Below are 16,154 nucleotides of genomic sequence, written 5' to 3'. Positions count from 1 at the left end.
CTCAATGCCTGGTCCAGCCGGAGGGAGGGCCGGGGTTGCGGGTAGGATCGGTCTCCACCTCGACGAATTCCCCGTCGATCACGATCCCGTCGCTACGCCGCGCGGGCTGATCCGACCGCATGGAAACAACCGTCATTCGGCGGGCAACCTGCTGCACGATCATCGCCCGCACGGGCGGCAGCAACAGCAGCATACCCAAGGCATCGGTCAGGAACCCCGGCAGGATCAGGAGCATCGCCGCAAGGGCGCGCAAGGCGCCATCACCCGCCGTGCCAAGCGGATCGCGCATCCTGTCCATTTCCGTGCGCAAGCGTTCCGCGCTGCGCAGGCCCTGTCTTTGCAGCAGGGCCACGCCAAGAATTCCCGTTCCGATCACCACCAGCAGCGTCAGCCAAAGGCCGATGGTACCGCCAATCACCACGAAAAGTGCGATTTCCAGCAGCGGCCAAAGCAGAAGAAGGGCAAAAACGGGCATGGCATCGGTCCTTGCGGCCAAATCGGGGGGGCCACCATAGACAGGCGCGGCCCTCCCCCCTACATAGGGCCGAGACGACGAAGTTACCAACCCCCTGGCCCTGCCGAAGCATGGCATCGCAAGACCGAGGTTAAGATGAGCTCTTCCCTGATCCAGCTGCTTGTTCTGGCCGGGATCGCCGTATTCCTGATCCTGAAGCTGCGTTCCGTCCTTGGAACGCGCGAGGGGTTTGAAAAGCCGCCGATCCCGCTGGACGACGTGCGCCCCGCCGCAAAGCCGCGCCGCGACTTCGAGGTGATCGAGGGCGGGCCGGATCGTGATATTGTCGATCATGTGGCGGATGGGTCGGATGCGGCCAAGGCGCTTGCGGCGATGAAGATGGCAGAGCCGGGCTTCAACGTTTCGGGTTTCCTCGGCGGTGCGCGCGGGGCTTATGAGATGATCCTGATGGCCTATGAGAAGGGCGAGATCGACAAGGTCCGGTCCTTCCTTTCGCCCGATGTGGCGGAAGCCTTCGACGAGGCCGTGCGCCTGCGCGAAGAGCAGGGTCTGACGGTGGAGGCGAATTTCGTCGGCCTGCGCGAACTGGCGCTGCATGATGCGACTTTCGACCGTGACACCCGCGAGGCCGAAGTTTCGGTGCGCTTCGTGGGCGAGTTGACCTCTGTCGTGAAGAATGCGGCGGGCGAGGTGGTCGAGGGCAGCCCGACCGAGATCAAGCGGCAGCGCGATGTCTGGACCTTTGCCCGCAAGATGGGATCGAATGATCCCAACTGGCAGCTTGTCGCGACCGGAGACTGATGCGCAGGGCGCTGGCAGCGGCTATACTGGCGGTCATCATGACCGCACAGCATGCCCATGCCGAAATCCTTCGCTTTGCCGATCTTGACGGCTGGGCCGAGGATGACCATCGCGCGGCCTTGGCCTCTTTCCGGGAAACCTGCGATCTTCTGAAGGACGAGGATTGGCTTCCGCTGTGCAAGCTTGCCGCCGATGCCGGGAACACGCCCGCAGGCGCGCGGCAATTCTTCGAACTGTTCTTCCGCCCCGTCGTGATCGGCGAACCGCCCGCCTTGTTCACCGGTTATTACGAACCGGAACTTGACGGATCCCCCGTAAGGACACCGCGCTTTGCCTGGCCCATCTACCGCCGCCCGCCCGAATTGCGGGACGGGCAGGTTTTCCACAGCCGGGCCGAAATCGAGCGCGGGATATTGCGGGGGCGCGGGCTGGAACTCGCATGGCTGGATGATCCGGTGGACGTGTATTTCCTGCAAGTGCAGGGGTCCGGGCGGATACGCATGCCGGACGGGCGTGTGATGCGGGTTGGCTATGCCGGGCGGAATGGGCACGAATACCGCTCGGTCGGGCAAGAGATGGTGCGGCGCGGCACGCATAACATGGATCAGGTCTCGGCGCAGGAGATTGCAAGCTATGTGCGCAATCAGGCGGGGTCGGACCTTCTGAACATCAACCCGTCCTATGTGTTCTTCCGAAGGGTGGACGAGGTTCCGGCCGAGAAGGGGCCCATCGGCGCGATGGGCCGGTCGATCACGGCGTTCCGGTCGGTGGCAATCGATCCGGCCTATACGCCGCTGGGTGCCCCGGTCTGGGTGGAGAAGGCGGGGACGGACCCTATCCGCAGCCTGATGGTGGCGCAGGATACCGGGGGCGCGATCAAGGGGCCGCAGAGGGCCGATATCTTCTATGGCACGGGCCGCGCGGCGGGCGATGCGGCGGGGGTGGTCAAGGATGGCGGTCGCATGGTGCTGCTTTTGCCCATCGACTGGGCCTATGCGATGATCCCGGACGGGATGTGATGACCCGCCGCCGGACGTTGCGTCCCGAAGAGGAAGAGTTGTGGCAGGCCGTCGCGCGCACGGCGCGGCCTATGCATCCGAAATCGAAGGGCTTCCTGCGTGGCATGGATGCGGTGGCGCATCCGCATCCTCCTGTCGTGGACCCGAAGCCGCGCGAGGCGGAAATCCCGAAAAGCTGGCTGGAGCCGTTCCGGCTGGGCCAGAAGTCGAAGACAGCGTCGGCGCATGACATCGCGCCGGGCTTGGGCGAGGCGTTGAAGGCCGCGCCGTTGCAGATGGACGCCAAGCTGCATGGCAAGATGGTGCGGGGAAAACTGCTGCCTGAGGCGCGGATCGACCTGCATGGGATGACATTGGCCGAGGCGCATCCGGAACTGATCCGGTTCATCCTGAACGCGCAGTCGGCGGGGATGCGGCTGGTGCTGGTGATCACCGGCAAGGGCAAGCGGGGAGAGGATTACGGACCGATCCCCTCGCGGATGGGCGCGCTCCGGCATCAGGTCCCGCAATGGTTGCGCATGCCGCCGATGGGGCCTGCCGTGTTGCAGGTGACGGAAGCGCATCTGAAGCACGGGGGCAGCGGGGCCTATTACGTCTATCTGCGGCGGCGCTAACGCGCGGGCAGATCGCGCGCCGCACCTCGGATGCCAAGGGTCAGGATGACCGTTGCTGCAATGAACCACGCTGCATAATAGGGCATCTGCTCGGGCAGGTCGTGGCCCGCATCGATCAGGCGACCCGAAAGGGCGGGGCCGATGGCTGTGGCAAGGACCATGGCCGCACCGATTGTCGCGCGGATCGCGCCGATGTGGCGGGTGCCGTAGAATTCCGCCCAGAAGGCCATGGGGATGGTCAATTGCGCGCCCGAAGACAGGCCCATGATGGCAATCGCGAAGAAGGTGGTTCCTACATTGTCGATCAGCGGAAAGATGGCGAAGAACACCGCCAGCGGCAGTACATAGACCGGCATCAACCGCGCCGTTCCCCAGCGGTCCAGCGCCCAGCCGCCCGCGAACATGGCTGTGACGGAGGCGGCGGTGAAGGCGGGGAAGGTGGCGACGAGGGAAAGGTGTGTCCAGCCCTTCACCTCGGCCAGATGGACCTGCTGGAAGAAGAAGGCGGTGATGAAGCAGGGCGGGCCGACCAGCGCAGGCAGCACGCACCAGAACAGTGGATGGCGCAGCATGTCGGCGCGGGTCCAGTGGCGGTTACCCATGCCGGGGGCGTCGTTCTCTGCCGCGATGGATTGCGGGGTGCGTTCAAGGCGGAGGAGGCGCCACATGAGCGGGATGCTGGCGGCAATCACGGCTGCAGCCACAAGCCAGAGCGTCTGCCAGTGCCAGAGCGACTTCAGCGCGACGAAGCCGAGGGGCATGACGACCTCGCCCACCGAAAAGCCCAGCGCGGCGATGGCAAGAGCGCGGCCACGCGAGGCGACGAACCAGCGCGACATGGCGACACCGGCGGTCTGCACCATCATGCCTTGGCCGAACAGGCGCAGCGCGAAGATGGCGAGGGGGAGGAGCCAGCCTGTCGGTCCCGTGGCCATGAGCAGGCAGGCAAGGGTGAGGGCGGCCATGACGGCGGTGCCAAGATGGCGGACGCGGAAACGGTCGGTGAAAGAGCCCGACCAGAGCATCAGGAAGGCCGAGGTCATGGTGCAGGCGGCATAGAGCGTGCCCCATTGCCCGTGGGTCAGGCCATTGGTTTCCCGGATTTCGGCGGCGAAGACCGAGATGAAATAGGTCTGCCCGAAGCCTGACAGGAAAGACAGCAGGAAGCCCGCGAAAAGGTAGGGCGCATTGGCGCGGAGGAAGGCAAGAAAGGGCATGATGCCCGTCTTCTCATCCTTTCCCCCAAAAGCCCATCCTTTTTGTGATCAGTTCAGGCTGTCACCGGTGATGTCGGCCACGGGCCGCAGGATGACGCGGGTCGCGCTGCGTGCGGTCAGGATCACGCCGGGAAGCAGACCGGCGCGACCGGCGGCATCGTTGCCAAAGGCCTGATCCACATCGCCGATCCGTCCCAGCAGCTTGATGAGCGCGGGCGAAGTTCCGGGCACGAAATGGCCCCCGCCACTGGAAAAGGCACCGACGTCCAGATAGGTGACCTCAAGATCCGAAAGCTGTTCCACGCTGTCGAGGGAGCCGAGCCTGCCGCGTTGACCCGTGATCAGCGCGGAAAGCCGCAGCACCCGGTCGCGGTCGGACCCGAAGATCAGGAAGGGCTGGGGCAGGGTGCCGATGTCCTTGGCCTGCGCGCGGAAGACCTCGACATCGATATCGGGCGAGATGAGGACGATGCCCCGCAGCTGCGGCATGATCCTGCCATCCTTCAGCGCGATGTCGCGCAGCGCCTCCATCGACAGATAGCTTCCCATGGAATGGGCGACCAGCGTCACGCGCGTTGCCCCCGCGGCGACGGTTTCCCGGATCAATTCCTCCAGCCCGTCGCGGGCGAAGGTGGCCGAGTCGCGGTCGTACAGATAGCCAAGCGGTTCGGCGGCCGAGGGCCATGAATAATGCAGCGCCACGCCCGGCACCTCCAGATCGTGCCGCAGTTGCGCGATGCGGTAGAGCCCTTCGGTGAAGGTGTTGTTGAAGCCGTGAACGAAGATAATCGCCTCGCGCCCGTTGGCGGCAAGGGCCGCGCCGAGATCGGAGCGGAAGTCGGCATCGGCGGAATAGATGCGCTGGCCCGTTGTGACGAAATCGGTCGATACATTCGGGCGACGCGGTTTCGGATAGCTGATCTGGCCCACCTCGCGCTGGGGCGGGATGGCCACGTCATAGCGGGCAAAGCGCAGCGCCTCGGACCGTTCGCTGCCGAAGACACCTGTGCCTTCCAGCCCGCGCGTGGTGCCGACATAGACCGTGGAAATCGGCCCCTCTGCGGTTTCCGGCGGGACGACGACCATCGTGCCGCGGGCGGTGCAGGCAGACAGGGCGATCAGGAGGATCGGGAGGATGAGGCCGCGCAAATGACTTTCCTTCCAAGGGCTGCCCCGATTGATCGGGGCAGTTACCGGCAGGGTCAAGCCGGTGCTGCCCGTCAGAGCACGTAGCGGGAGATATCCGCCGATCGGGCCAGTTGCCCGACATTCGTCTCGACGAAGGCGGCATCGACCGTGACCGCTTCACCGCTGCGGTCTGGTGCGGTGAAGGACAGTTCCTCGAACACGCGCTCCATGATGGTGTAGAGGCGACGCGCGCCGATGTTCTCCACGCTTCGGTTCACGTCGGCGGCGATGCGGGCCAGCGCGGCGATGCCATCGGGCGTGAAGGTCACCGCGACCTCTTCCGTGGCCATGAGGGCGCTGTACTGGCGCGTCAGGGCGTTGTCGGTTTCCGTGAGGATGCGGACGAAGTCATCTTCGGTCAGCGGTTGCAGTTCCACGCGGATGGGCAGGCGCCCCTGCAATTCGGGCAGCAGGTCCGAGGGTTTGGCGATGTGAAACGCCCCCGAGGCGATGAAGAGGATGTGATCGGTCTTCACAGGGCCGTATTTGGTGGAAACGGTCGTGCCTTCGATCAACGGCAGCAAGTCGCGCTGGACGCCCTCGCGGCTTACATCCGCGCCGCGGGCATCGGCGCGGGCGCAGATCTTGTCGATCTCGTCCAGAAAGACGATGCCATTTTCCTGCACGGCCTCCAACGCGGCGGCCTTGACCGCCTCGTCGTCCAGAAGCTTGTCCGCCTCTTGCCCGATCAGGATGTCATAGCTTTCGGCGACGGTCATCTTCTTGCGGGTGGAGCGGCCACCGAAGGCTTTGAACAGGTCTTGAAGGCCCTGCATCTGCATTTCCATGCCGTTGCCGCCGGGCATCATCGCAAAGGGGGTGGCGGTGTCCTGCACCTCGAGTTCGATGACGGTGCCGTCCAGTTCGCCGCGTTTCAGCTTCTGGCGGAACATGTCGCGGGTCTGTTCACGGGCATCCTTGCCGGCCAGCGCCTCGATCACGCGGTCTTCGGCGGCTTTGTGCGCGCGGGCCTTCACCTCGTCGCGCATGCGCTGGCGGGTTTCGATCATGGCGGCGTCCACGAGGTCACGGATGATGCTGTCGACGTCGCGGCCCACATAGCCGACTTCGGTGAATTTGGTCGCTTCGACCTTGAGGAAGGGCGCGCGGGCGAGTTTGGCGAGGCGGCGGCTGATTTCGGTCTTCCCGACGCCGGTGGGGCCGATCATGAGGATGTTTTTCGGATAGACCTCGTCCCGCAGATCATCGCCCAGTTGCTTTCTCCGCCAGCGGTTGCGCAGCGCCACGGCGACGGCGCGCTTGGCGTCGCGCTGGCCGATGATGAAGCGGTCGAGTTCCGAGACGATCTCGCGCGGGGTGAGGTTGGTCATGGGTCAGCCCTTGATCGTTTCGACGGTGAGATTGCCGTTGGTGTAGACGCAGATGTCGGCGGCGATGGCCATTGCCTTGCGGGCGATGTCTTCTGCCGGGAGGTCGGCGTGCATGAGGCCGCGCGCGGCGGCGAGGGCGAAATTGCCGCCCGATCCGATGGCGGCGATGTCGTGTTCGGGTTCCAGCACGTCCCCTGCCCCGGTGATGACGAAGAGGTCACGGCCATCGGTGACGATCAGCATGGCCTCGAGGTTGCGGAGGTATTTGTCCATCCGCCAATCCTTTGCGAGATCGACACAGGCACGGGCGAGTTGGCCGGGGGCGGATTCGAGTTTCTTTTCCAGCCGTTCCAGCAACGTGAAGGCATCGGCGGTGGACCCGGCGAAACCACAGACGACGTCGCGCCCGCCGGGAGAAAGGCGGCGCACCTTGCGGGCGGTGCCCTTGATGACCGTTTGCCCGAGGCTGACCTGCCCGTCGCCCGCGACGACGACTTCGCCGCCCTTGCGGACGGCGAGGATGGTGGTGCCGTGCCAGCCGGGGAATTTGTCGTCGGACATGGGTGCCTCCTGTTCCTTGGCTCATATGGGCATGGGCGGGCGAAAAGGAAAAGGGCGGCCGCGAGGGGCCGCCCTTCACATCGGGATGTCTGAGATCAGATCGCCGACTGGATCCAGTTTTCCAGCGCGGCCTTGGGCGCGGCGCCGACCTTGTTGGAGACGACCTGACCGTCCTTGAACAGGAACAGCGCCGGGATGCCGCGCACGCCGAGCTGGGCTGGGCTGTCGGGGTTTTCGTCGACGTTGACCTTCACGATCTTCACCTTGCCCGCGTATTGGGTGGCGAGTTCTTCCAGCGCGGGGCCGATCATGCGGCAGGGGCCGCACCATTCGGCCCAGAAATCCACCACGACGGGGATGTCCGATTTGCGGACCTCGGCGTCGAAGGTGGCGTCGGTGACGGCGACGGTCGCAGCGCCCATCTTCATATCTCCTGAATGGAATGTCGGCCATCGAAGCTAGGGATGGGCGGGGGACTCGTCAAGGGATCGTGGTGCGGGAGAGTGCCGCACTCACGATATCGGGAGGGAGGGGCATCAGGCGGGCTTCGCGCGTCCAGAGGATGGCGGTTTCGATCTGCCGATCCGGGTAGATTTGGGACAGGGCGCGGGCATAGGCGCCCATCTGGCGGAGGATGCCGTCGGGCGTGTCTTCGGGGCGGGCGGGGATGGTGCGATTCGTCTTGTAGTCGATGGCGGTGACGCGGTCGGAGGCGACGATCAGGCGGTCGATGGTGCCGGAGAGCGTGCGGCCAAGGAGTTCGGCGGTGATGACCACCTCGGCCAGTGTGTCGGCGGCGAAGAGCGCGGGATGGGCGGCGATGGTGGCAAGTGCCTCGGGCAGGATATCGGCGCGGAGGGCGGCGTCGGGGATCAGGGTGGCGGCGAGGGCGGGACGGTCGGCGGCGGGGACCGTGGGGAGGTGTTCGAGGAGGAGGTGGAGCGCAGTGCCGCGCGCCTTTGCGCTTTCCTCGTCCAGACCGTCGCCGGGGAGGGCCTTGGCCCCGCCAAGGTTCGAGGGAGAGAGCGGCTGCAGCGGGCGCGCGGGCGTGGCGGCGGGCACGGTGGCCCATGCGGGCAATGCGGGAAGGGTGGTGGTGGGCGTGGCCTGCGTCACGGGCGCGGGCCATGTGCCGAAGGCATGGCGCAGGATGCCGCCGGGGAGGGTTTCGGTGCCTGCGGCCTGCATCCCCTGTTCGACGAGGCGATACCATGCGTCTTCCTTCTTCGCCTCCCCTGCCCCGCAGATGATGAGCCATGTGCGGGCACGGGTGAGGGCGACGTAGAGGAGGCGGAGGCGTTCTTCGGCTTCGCGTTGCTGGCGGGTGGCGCGGGCGGCGGCGATGGCGGCGGGGCTTTCGTCCGCCGGGGTGCGCCAGCCGGGGGTGCCGTCCACATCCACCACTTCGTCGCGGTCGCGGGAGGTGCGGTCGCAGGTGTCGGGGAGGATGACGACGGGGGCTTCCAGCCCCTTGGAGCCGTGGACCGTCATGACGCGGATGCGGTGACCTTCGCTGTCGGTCTGGCGTTTGACTTCGACTTCGTCGGTGGAGAGCCAGACGAGCAAGCCCGTGAGGCTGGGGACGTTGCCGCGTTCATAGGTGAGGGCTTGGGAGAGGAGTTCGTCGATGCCGTCCTCGGCCTCTGGCCCAAGACGCTGGATCAGGCGGCGGCGGGCGTCGTGGCGGGTGAGGAGGCGTTCGATCAGGTCATAGGGGCGGAGGAAGTCGGCCTGATCGCGGAGGTCGGTCAGCATGGCGTGGGTTTGCGGGAAGTCGGTGGCGCGGTCGCGGAGCGATTCCCAGAGATATCCCTTGCGCGGTTGGGCGAGGGCATGGAGTTCGGATTCCGTCCAGCCGCAGAGGGGGGAGCGGAGGACGGCGGCGAGGGAGAGGTCGTCTTCGGGCGTGGCGAGGAAGGAGAGGAGGGCGGTGATGTCCTTGACCGCGAGTTCCGCGCCGAGTTTCAGGCGGTCGGCCCCGGCGATGGGCAGGCCGCGCGCCTTGCAGGCGCGAATGATCTCTTGGAACAGTTCGGAGCGGCGTTGGACGAGGATGAGGAAATCGCCCGCGTGGAGGGGGCGGGTGGTTCCCTTGTCGGGGATGGCGGTGCCTGCGGTGATGAGGTTGTGGATTTCGTCGGCGATCTTTGCGGCAAGGCGGGCGGTGTGGTGTTCTTCGGTGATGAGGTCGACGGGATTGCGCCAGTCGTCTTCGCCCGCGCCGTCGGCCTTTTCGATCAGCGGCCAGAGGTCGACGCGACCCGGAAGGTCGGACCAGTGGGCGATGTGGCTGGACCGCCCGCCGAGTGCGGCGGGGAAGCGGTCGCCGAAGGTTTCGTCCACGACGCGCAGGATGGCGGGGGAGGAGCGGAAGGAGTGTTCGAGTTCCAGCGACTGGAAGGCGCGTTGGACGGCGTGGAATTTTGCGCGGAAGATGGATTGCTTGGCGTCGAAGGCGGCGACGTCGGCGCCTTGGAAGGAATAGATGGACTGCTTCTTGTCGCCCACGACGAAGAGGGTACGGTCGACGTCGCGCGCGCCGGAACCTGCGGTGAATTCGGCGGCGAGTGATTCGATGACGCGCCATTGTTCGGGCGAGGTGTCCTGCGCCTCGTCCACCAGAATATGGTCGATGCCGCCGTCGAGGCGGAAGAGGACCCATGCGGCGACGGAGGGGTCGTTCAGGAGGTTCGAGGCGCGGGTGATGAGGTCGTCGAAGTCGAGCCAGCCGCGTTGCGCCTTGCGCTGTTCGTAGAGGGGCAGGAAGGCGGCGGCCAAGCGGTGGAGCGTGAGGGCGCGGTCCATGGCGTTGAGCGCGCAGCGGGTGGTACGGGCGGATTCGACGCGGCGCATGAGGTTTTCGAGCCGGTCGAGCATGGGGCCGAGGGCGGTGCGCGTGTCCTTGGTGGGGAAGGTGCCGATCTTGGCGGTGAAGGGTTCCTTGGCCTTGGCGCCCGTCAGGAAGCAGTCTTCGAGTACGGCGAGGGTGGCGAGGGTGGGGGTGGCGAGGTCGAGCGGGGCGAGTTTGGCGGCGGCCTTTTCGTCATTGCCGCCCTTGGCGCGCAGGGCGGCGAGGATGTCGGGCATCCATGCGGATTCGTCGCCGAGGAAAGTGTCGGCCAGCAGGGTTTCGACGGTTTCGCCCTGTTTCAGGCCGAAGAGGCGGCGTGCGGTTTCGGGGGTGAGGGGTTCGGCGAAGCGGGCGCGGTTGCCGACGATCTGCTGGACGAGAGAGCCGAAATCCTCGCCCGTCCAGGCGCGGGCGAGGGTGGCGATGATGTCGGGAGCGATGGTGTCGGCCAGTTCCTCGACGATCTCGTCGCGCAGGAGGCGGGCGGTGCGGTCGTCGAGTTCGGTGAATTGCGGGCTGACGCCTGCCTCCAGCGGGAAGCGGCGAAGGAGGCTGGCGCAGAAGGAGTGGATGGTCTGGATGCGCAGGCCACCGGGCGTTTCGATGGCGCGGGCGAAGAGGCGGCGGGCCTTGGCAAGGGTGTCGGCGTCGATCCGCGCGCCTTCGCCAAGTTCGGAGAGGGCTGCGCGCAGGTCGGTGTCGGGTTTCATGGCCCATTCACCGAGGCGCTTGAACAGGCGGTTCTGCATCTCGGTCGCGGCGGCCTTGGTGTAGGTGAGGCAGAGGATGTGTTGGGGTTCCACCCCACCCAGAAGCAGGCGGGCGACGCGGTCGGTCAGCACGCGGGTCTTGCCGGAGCCCGCATTGGCGGAGAGCCATGTGGAAAAGGCGGGTTCTGCGGCCTGAACCTGACGTTCGGAGGCGGATTGCGTCATTTCGCGCCCCCCACGGGTTGGGATTTCGGGTGGCTGGTCGTGTCCCATTCGCCGTAGCGCGAGAGGTGGTCGTAGTCGCCTTCGAAGCGTTCCTTCTGCACCGCGCGGCGGGCGGTGTAGCCTGCGGCCTCGTGCGCGTAATGGCCGATGAGTTCGTGCAGGCCTTCCCAGACTTCGGCGGTGATGGCGGGGGTGATTTCGGTTTCTTCGATCTTGGGGGAGGAGCCGAGGCCGACATAGGTGATGCGCGCGACCTCGGACGCTTCCAGCCCCTTGAACCCGTCGTGTTCGGCCATGGCGGCGGCGAGGAGGAGTTGTTTGTCGAAGGCCTTCTGCATGGCTTGGGTGGGGGGCGTGCCAGTTTTGTAATCAAGGATATGCAGGCGACCGTCGGGGAGGCGGTCGATACGGTCGGGCGTGCCGGTGAGGCGGAAGTTGAGGGTGGGCAGGTCCACCCCGCCCGCCTGTTCGAGGATGACGGGGGTTCCGGCATCGCGTCCGTCGATGGAGAGGAAGAAATCGGCGGCGCGGGCAAGGCGGGCGAGCCAGAGGGCGCGGGCGGCGGGCCAGGGGACCATGTCGGTGAGCGTGGCGCGGGCGGTTTCCATGAGGCGCGACTTGGCGGCGGGGAGGGTTTCGCCAGCGGGGCGTTCCTTGACGAAGGTTTCTAGGATCTTGTGGAGGATCTGCCCGCGCAACGCGGCGTCGGGTTCGTGGCGCAGCGGGTCGAGGCGTTTCAGGCGCAGGACGTGGCGGCAGTAGATCGCGTAGGGGTCGCGGATCAGTTGGCTGATGCGGGTGAGGGACAACTCTTTCGGGCGCTGGTCCAGCGGAGGGCGCGGAGAGGGGCGCTGCGCGGGTTTCAGGCGGGGGTCGGCCTGTTGGGCGGGGCTGGGTTGTTCGAGGGCCGCCGTCAGGGCGAGGAGGTCGTTGCCGCGCTGGCGCATGGACTTGAGCGCGGCGGGGCCGTTCTTTTCGGGCAGGCCATCCATCAGGTTCGTCAGGCGGTTGAGCCAGCGGGAGGGGACGGTTTCGGCCTCGGCATCGCGGGTGGCGCGGGTGAGGATCACGCGGGGGGCGGCGGCGGCGATCTGGTAGTCATGGGCGGAGAGGCCGACCTGCCGTTCGGGGAGGAGGAGGCCCGCATCCTTGCGCATCCGGCGGTTCAGCCACGGGTCGGGGTCGGGCAGGCGGGGCCATGCGCCGTCGTTCAGGCCTGCGAGGATGACGAGGTCCGCGCCCTGTTCGCGGGCCTCGCGCGGGCCAAGGATGAGGATGCCGGGATGGGCGGTGACGGTTTCGCGCACCTCGCCCCGGGCGATGACGGCGTCGAAGAGATCGGCATAGGCGGCGGGGTTGAGGGTGCCGCCTGCATCGGCCTCACGGGCGAGGCTGTCCATGAGTTTGAGGGCTTCTTCGCCTGCCTCCTTTTCCCAGAGCGCGCCGGAGCCTTCGGGGGCGGTGCCACGGGCGAAGGCCTCGGTCAGGGTGCGGTGGGTGGCGGTCAGGGTGGCGAGGGGGGATTCCGCCACGGCGGCGGCGGTGTCGAGAAGGGGGGCGAGGGCGCGGGTCCAGAGCGGGAGGTCGTCCGCGTCTTGGCCCTTTTCGATGCGGCGTGTTTCGCGGGCGGCGGCCCAGTGCAGCAGGTCGGCCCCCGTGGGGAAGGCGGGGCCGTCGCGGCGGATCTTCAGTTCGAGGTCGCGGGTGTGTTTCAGATGCGTGCCGCGATCGGCCCCGGTGAAGGCGAGCGGGTGTTTGAGGAGCGTCAGCAGCGCGTCGGAGGTGAGTTTGGTGCCCAAGATCGCCGCGACATGCCGCAGGAGGCGACCGGGGGCGGAGAGGGCGAGGGGGCGGCCTGCGGAATCGTCGGGGGTGATGCCCCAGCGGTCGAGCGCGGCGGTGACTCGGCGGGTGAGCATGCGGTCGGGGGTGATGAGGGCGGCTGTGGTGCCGTCCTCGGCCGCCTTGCGGAGGATATGGGCGATGGTGAGGGCCTCGCCGCGGGGGGTGGGCGCCTCGACGAGCGTCAGGGTTTCGGTGGCGGGAAGGAGGTCGGGGAGCGTTGCACCCTCGGCCAGCCATTGATCGGTGACGGGGGCGGGGCGGAGGGAGAGGGAGAGGAGGCGGTTGCGATCCGGCGCGGGGGGTTGGGCTTGGGTCCATGCGTGGATGGCGTCGGGGGTGACGGAGAGGCGGTCCATCAGGCGGCGGAAGCGGAACTGCGGGTGATCCTCGCCGGTCATGGCGTCGTCGAGGCGGTCCCAGACGGGGGCGGGCATGTGCGTGTCGAAGCCGGGAAGGACGAGCGCGCCTTGGGGAAGGGCGGCGACGGCCTGCATCAGCGCGGCGGTGGTGCCGCGCGATCCGGTTGAGCCTGCGACGATCACGGGGTCTTGGGGCGGGTTGCTGGCCCAGAGGTCTGTCAGGCGGGTGACGGCGAGGCGTTGTCGGGTTTCGGCATCGGGTGCCTCTGTCCCGGTGAAGAAGGGCGTGACGATGCGCAGGAATTCGCGGGTGCGCGCCCAGTGGGCGGAATGGTCGGAGACGTCGAGCGCGGCGATGGTGGCGGGGGCGACGGCTTCGCCCTGCATTTCGTCCATCAGCGTGGCGAGGCTGTCGGCAAGGTCATAGAGCGCCGCGCGGGGGGCGAGGTCGGGCTGGCGGTCGAGGAGGCCCGCGATGAGTTGTGTCAGTTCGAGGCGGCGGCGGAGAGGGGAGACGGCGGCGGGGAGGCCGGCGAGGGGGAGGCTTTCGGCGATGTCGGTCAGGACGCGGAGGCGGGGGAGGATGCCGGGGCCGGTGGCGAGGAAGGCTTCGGTCACGCGGCGGCGCATGCGGTTGGTGTTGAGGTAGAGGGTGACGCGGGCCATCGCCTCGGGTGGTGCGTCGGCCAGTCGGGCGCGGAGACCGGCGACGAGGGCGGGCGCGAAATCGACGCCGGGGGGAAGGTGGAAGAGGCGGGGGCCGGGTTCGGGGAACATCATGGGGACAGGAGGGAGTCTGCGAGGGAGATGCCTTCGGGGCGGCCGACATCGCACCAGCCGCCATTGTGCATGAGGCCGTGGAGGCGGCCCTTGGCGATGAGGCGATCCCAGAGGAGGTTGAGGGAGAAGGCTTCGTCTTCGATATCGGCCAGCCCCTCGGTGCGGATGATCTGCGCGCCGAGGTAGACGGGGCCTGCGGCGCCTTTGGCGCGGGTGAGGCGGCCCGTGGCATCCATCAGGAAATCGCCGGTGCCTGTGTGGCCTGTGGCCTTTCCGGGCGGCAGGAGGAGGAGGAGGCCGTCCATCCGCGCGCCGTCCCATGCGGTGAGGAGTTGCGTCAGGGGGTTGTCGCCCGTCCAGACCGCATCGGTGTTGAGCGTCAGGACGGGGTTGCCGTCCAAGAGGGGAAGGGCGCGTTTAAGCCCGCCGCCGGTTTCGAGGATGCGGGGTTCCTCGCGCGAGATGGGGATGCGGCGGGGGGCGAGGTGGCGTTCGATCTGGTCGGGCAGGTAATGGGTGTTGGCGACGATGCGGGTGATGCCTGCGCCGTCGCAGAGGGACAGCGCGTGGTCGATGAGAGGTTTGCCCGCGACTTCGATCAGCGGTTTGGGCCGCGTCGCGGTCAGCGCGCCCATGCGGGTGCCGAGGCCCGCGGCGAAGAGCATCAGCGGTGGGGGTGCCGGCCGCATAGGGCGGTGATCCTTTCCAGCTTGGAGGGCGTGGGTTCGGGCAGGAGGTCGTGGCAGATGCGGGCCAGATCGGCAAGGGCGGGATGGGCGAGGTTGCGCTGAAGCTGGCCCCAGACGCGGGGGATCAGGGGGATGTAGCCCGGCTTGCCGCCCTTGAGGCAGAGGCGGGCAAAGATGCCGAGGATGCGGAGGGCGCGCTGGGCGCCGAGGGTGGCGTAGGCGGGCGCGAATTCCGCGGGATCAATCCCCTTTGCGGTGCAGAAGCGGGCAATCATCGCGGTTTCGGTTGCCGGAGAGACGTCTCGGCGGGCATCCTGCAGGAGCGAGACGAGATCATATCCCGGCTGACCCATCTGGGCGAGTTGGAAGTCCAGAAGCCCGACACGGGCGCAGCCCTTCCGATGCGGGAGCCAGAGCAGATTTTCGGCGTGGTAGTCGCGCAGGACGATGGTGCGTGGGGCATCTGCATGCCGCCGCATCAGGCCTGTCAGGATAGATTGAAACCCCGTCTCGTCCGGCGCGTCGCCCGTGGCTGCGAAGGCATACCACGACAGAGCGAAGCCTGCGGCCTCGGCCCAGTCGGTGGCGGACAGGTTGGGCAGAGCCTCGGGGGCGGGGTGGGATTGCAGGTGAACGAGGACGTCGGTCGCGGCGGCGTATAGTTCCCCTTCCATGATTTGATCGGAGAGGAGGAGGCGAGCGAAGAGGGCATCGCCAAGGTCTTCCAGCAGAAGGAAACCGTTGGTGTGATCTTCGGCATAGATTGCCGGGGATGACAGGCCGACGGAGGTGAGGTGACGTGCGATGGAGACGAAGGTGACCGTGTCCTCCCCCGTTCCGGGCGGCGCGTCCATGAGGATCGCGGAGGTTCCTGCCTTGTGCAGGCGGTCATATGTTCGATCCGACGCATCCCCGGCGAGAAAACGGCGTGACGCATCGCCCCATCCGGCCTTCTGGAGGAACGCGTGGGACAGAGCGGCGCGGCTCTTCATCAAGATTGGCCGAGCGCTGTGAGCAGGCCGGGGCGTCCACCGGAAAGCCTTGCGATGCGCCCTTCGCCGGAAGCCTCAAGGCGCAAACGAAGGGCGGTGTCCGGAGTGTAGACGCCAAGTCTGTCAGGCCATTCGACGATACAGATCGCGCTGGCGAAGGCGTCTTCCAAACCAAGCTCCAGCACCTCGTCCGGATGTCCAAGGCGATAAAGGTCCGCGTGCCAGATGTCCGGATCGGCGTCATAGGTCTGGACGAGTGTGAAGGTGGGCGAGGGGACATCTTCCATCCTGCCCAGCCTTGTACGGATCAGAGCGCGGGCGAGATGCGACTTGCCCGCGCCGATTGGTCCTTCGAGGAGGATGGTATCTCCGGCCTGCAAGAGTTCAGCAAGCCGCGAACCGAGGGCCGAGGTGGCCTCTTCGTCGGGCAGGAAGATCGCATGGTCTTGGGGCGATACGGTCATGCTGGCAGTTTTATCTGCCCCTTTCGCCACCGC

14 protein-coding genes are annotated in these 16,154 nt (G+C 67.0%); 3 read left to right on the top strand and 11 right to left on the bottom strand.

From position 1 onward, the window contains the following. Position 1: 1 nt before the first annotated feature. Positions 2-475: an FxsA family protein gene (locus TabM4_RS19395; RefSeq protein ID WP_434616319.1), complete on the bottom strand. Its 474-nt coding sequence runs from the start codon at positions 473-475 to the stop codon at positions 2-4. Positions 476-610: 135 nt separating this feature from the next. Here TabM4_RS19395 and TabM4_RS19390 point away from each other — a divergent pair, with 135 nt between their 5' ends. The 3 genes from TabM4_RS19390 to TabM4_RS19380 are packed head-to-tail and all read left to right on the top strand — an operon-like array spanning position 611 to position 2,909. Continuing rightward, a complete protein-coding gene (locus TabM4_RS19390) occupies positions 611-1,276 on the top strand; it encodes a Tim44/TimA family putative adaptor protein (RefSeq protein ID WP_434616316.1) in 666 nt (221 codons plus the stop codon). After that, positions 1,276-2,295 carry a murein transglycosylase A gene (gene mltA / locus TabM4_RS19385; RefSeq protein ID WP_434616313.1) on the top strand — a complete coding sequence of 340 codons (1,020 nt, stop codon included), beginning with the start codon at positions 1,276-1,278 and terminating at the stop codon, positions 2,293-2,295. Before TabM4_RS19390 ends, mltA begins: the two co-directional genes overlap by 1 nt. Then, positions 2,295-2,909, top strand: coding sequence for a Smr/MutS family protein (locus tag TabM4_RS19380; protein WP_434616310.1), 615 nt, complete (start codon positions 2,295-2,297; stop codon positions 2,907-2,909). The genes mltA and TabM4_RS19380 overlap by 1 nt, the downstream gene beginning before the upstream one ends. Here the strand turns inward: TabM4_RS19380 and TabM4_RS19375 are convergent. From TabM4_RS19375 to tsaE, 10 genes are all read right to left on the bottom strand, one after another. Next, positions 2,906-4,126: an MFS transporter gene (locus TabM4_RS19375; RefSeq protein ID WP_434616307.1), complete on the bottom strand. Its 1,221-nt coding sequence runs from the start codon at positions 4,124-4,126 to the stop codon at positions 2,906-2,908. The two genes, TabM4_RS19380 and TabM4_RS19375, sit on opposite strands and share 4 nt — an antisense overlap. Before the next feature lie 48 nt (positions 4,127-4,174). Next, positions 4,175-5,275 (bottom strand): alpha/beta hydrolase, encoded by a 1,101-nt coding sequence (locus TabM4_RS19370; RefSeq protein WP_434616305.1) that lies wholly within the window; start codon positions 5,273-5,275, stop codon positions 4,175-4,177. A gap of 71 nt (positions 5,276-5,346) precedes the next feature. Further along, a complete protein-coding gene (hslU, locus tag TabM4_RS19365; protein WP_434616302.1) occupies positions 5,347-6,645 on the bottom strand; it encodes an ATP-dependent protease ATPase subunit HslU in 1,299 nt (432 codons plus the stop codon). Positions 6,646-6,648: 3 nt separating this feature from the next. Further along, positions 6,649-7,206 carry an ATP-dependent protease subunit HslV gene (hslV, locus tag TabM4_RS19360; protein ID WP_434616299.1) on the bottom strand — a complete coding sequence of 186 codons (558 nt, stop codon included), beginning with the start codon at positions 7,204-7,206 and terminating at the stop codon, positions 6,649-6,651. Between the two features lie 95 nt (positions 7,207-7,301). Next, complete coding sequence (trxA, locus tag TabM4_RS19355; protein ID WP_434616296.1) at positions 7,302-7,628, bottom strand: thioredoxin; 327 nt, start codon at positions 7,626-7,628, stop codon at positions 7,302-7,304. 58 nt (positions 7,629-7,686) lie between these two features. Further along, complete coding sequence (gene addA, locus TabM4_RS19350; protein WP_434616293.1) at positions 7,687-10,992, bottom strand: double-strand break repair helicase AddA; 3,306 nt, start codon at positions 10,990-10,992, stop codon at positions 7,687-7,689. Further along, the gene (gene addB / locus TabM4_RS19345; protein WP_434622179.1) at positions 10,989-13,973 is read right to left on the bottom strand and encodes a double-strand break repair protein AddB; all 2,985 of its coding nucleotides are present in this window, start codon (positions 13,971-13,973) and stop codon (positions 10,989-10,991) included. Before addB ends, addA begins: the two co-directional genes overlap by 4 nt. Then, positions 13,973-14,665 carry a nucleotidyltransferase family protein gene (locus TabM4_RS19340; protein WP_434616290.1) on the bottom strand — a complete coding sequence of 231 codons (693 nt, stop codon included), beginning with the start codon at positions 14,663-14,665 and terminating at the stop codon, positions 13,973-13,975. Before TabM4_RS19340 ends, addB begins: the two co-directional genes overlap by 1 nt. Next, positions 14,641-15,657, bottom strand: a complete 1,017-nt coding sequence (locus tag TabM4_RS19335; RefSeq protein ID WP_434616287.1) for an aminoglycoside phosphotransferase family protein — start codon at positions 15,655-15,657, stop codon at positions 14,641-14,643. Before TabM4_RS19335 ends, TabM4_RS19340 begins: the two co-directional genes overlap by 25 nt. Next, entirely contained in the window at positions 15,657-16,121 is a 465-nt protein-coding gene (tsaE, locus tag TabM4_RS19330; protein ID WP_434616284.1) for a tRNA (adenosine(37)-N6)-threonylcarbamoyltransferase complex ATPase subunit type 1 TsaE, read from the bottom strand. Before tsaE ends, TabM4_RS19335 begins: the two co-directional genes overlap by 1 nt. Between the last annotated feature and the right edge of the window lie 33 nt (positions 16,122-16,154).

Source organism: Tabrizicola sp. M-4 (assembly GCF_051132405.1).
Lineage (GTDB): Bacteria > Pseudomonadota > Alphaproteobacteria > Rhodobacterales > Rhodobacteraceae > Paragemmobacter.
This window is presented reverse-complemented; position numbering and strand designations above follow the sequence as displayed.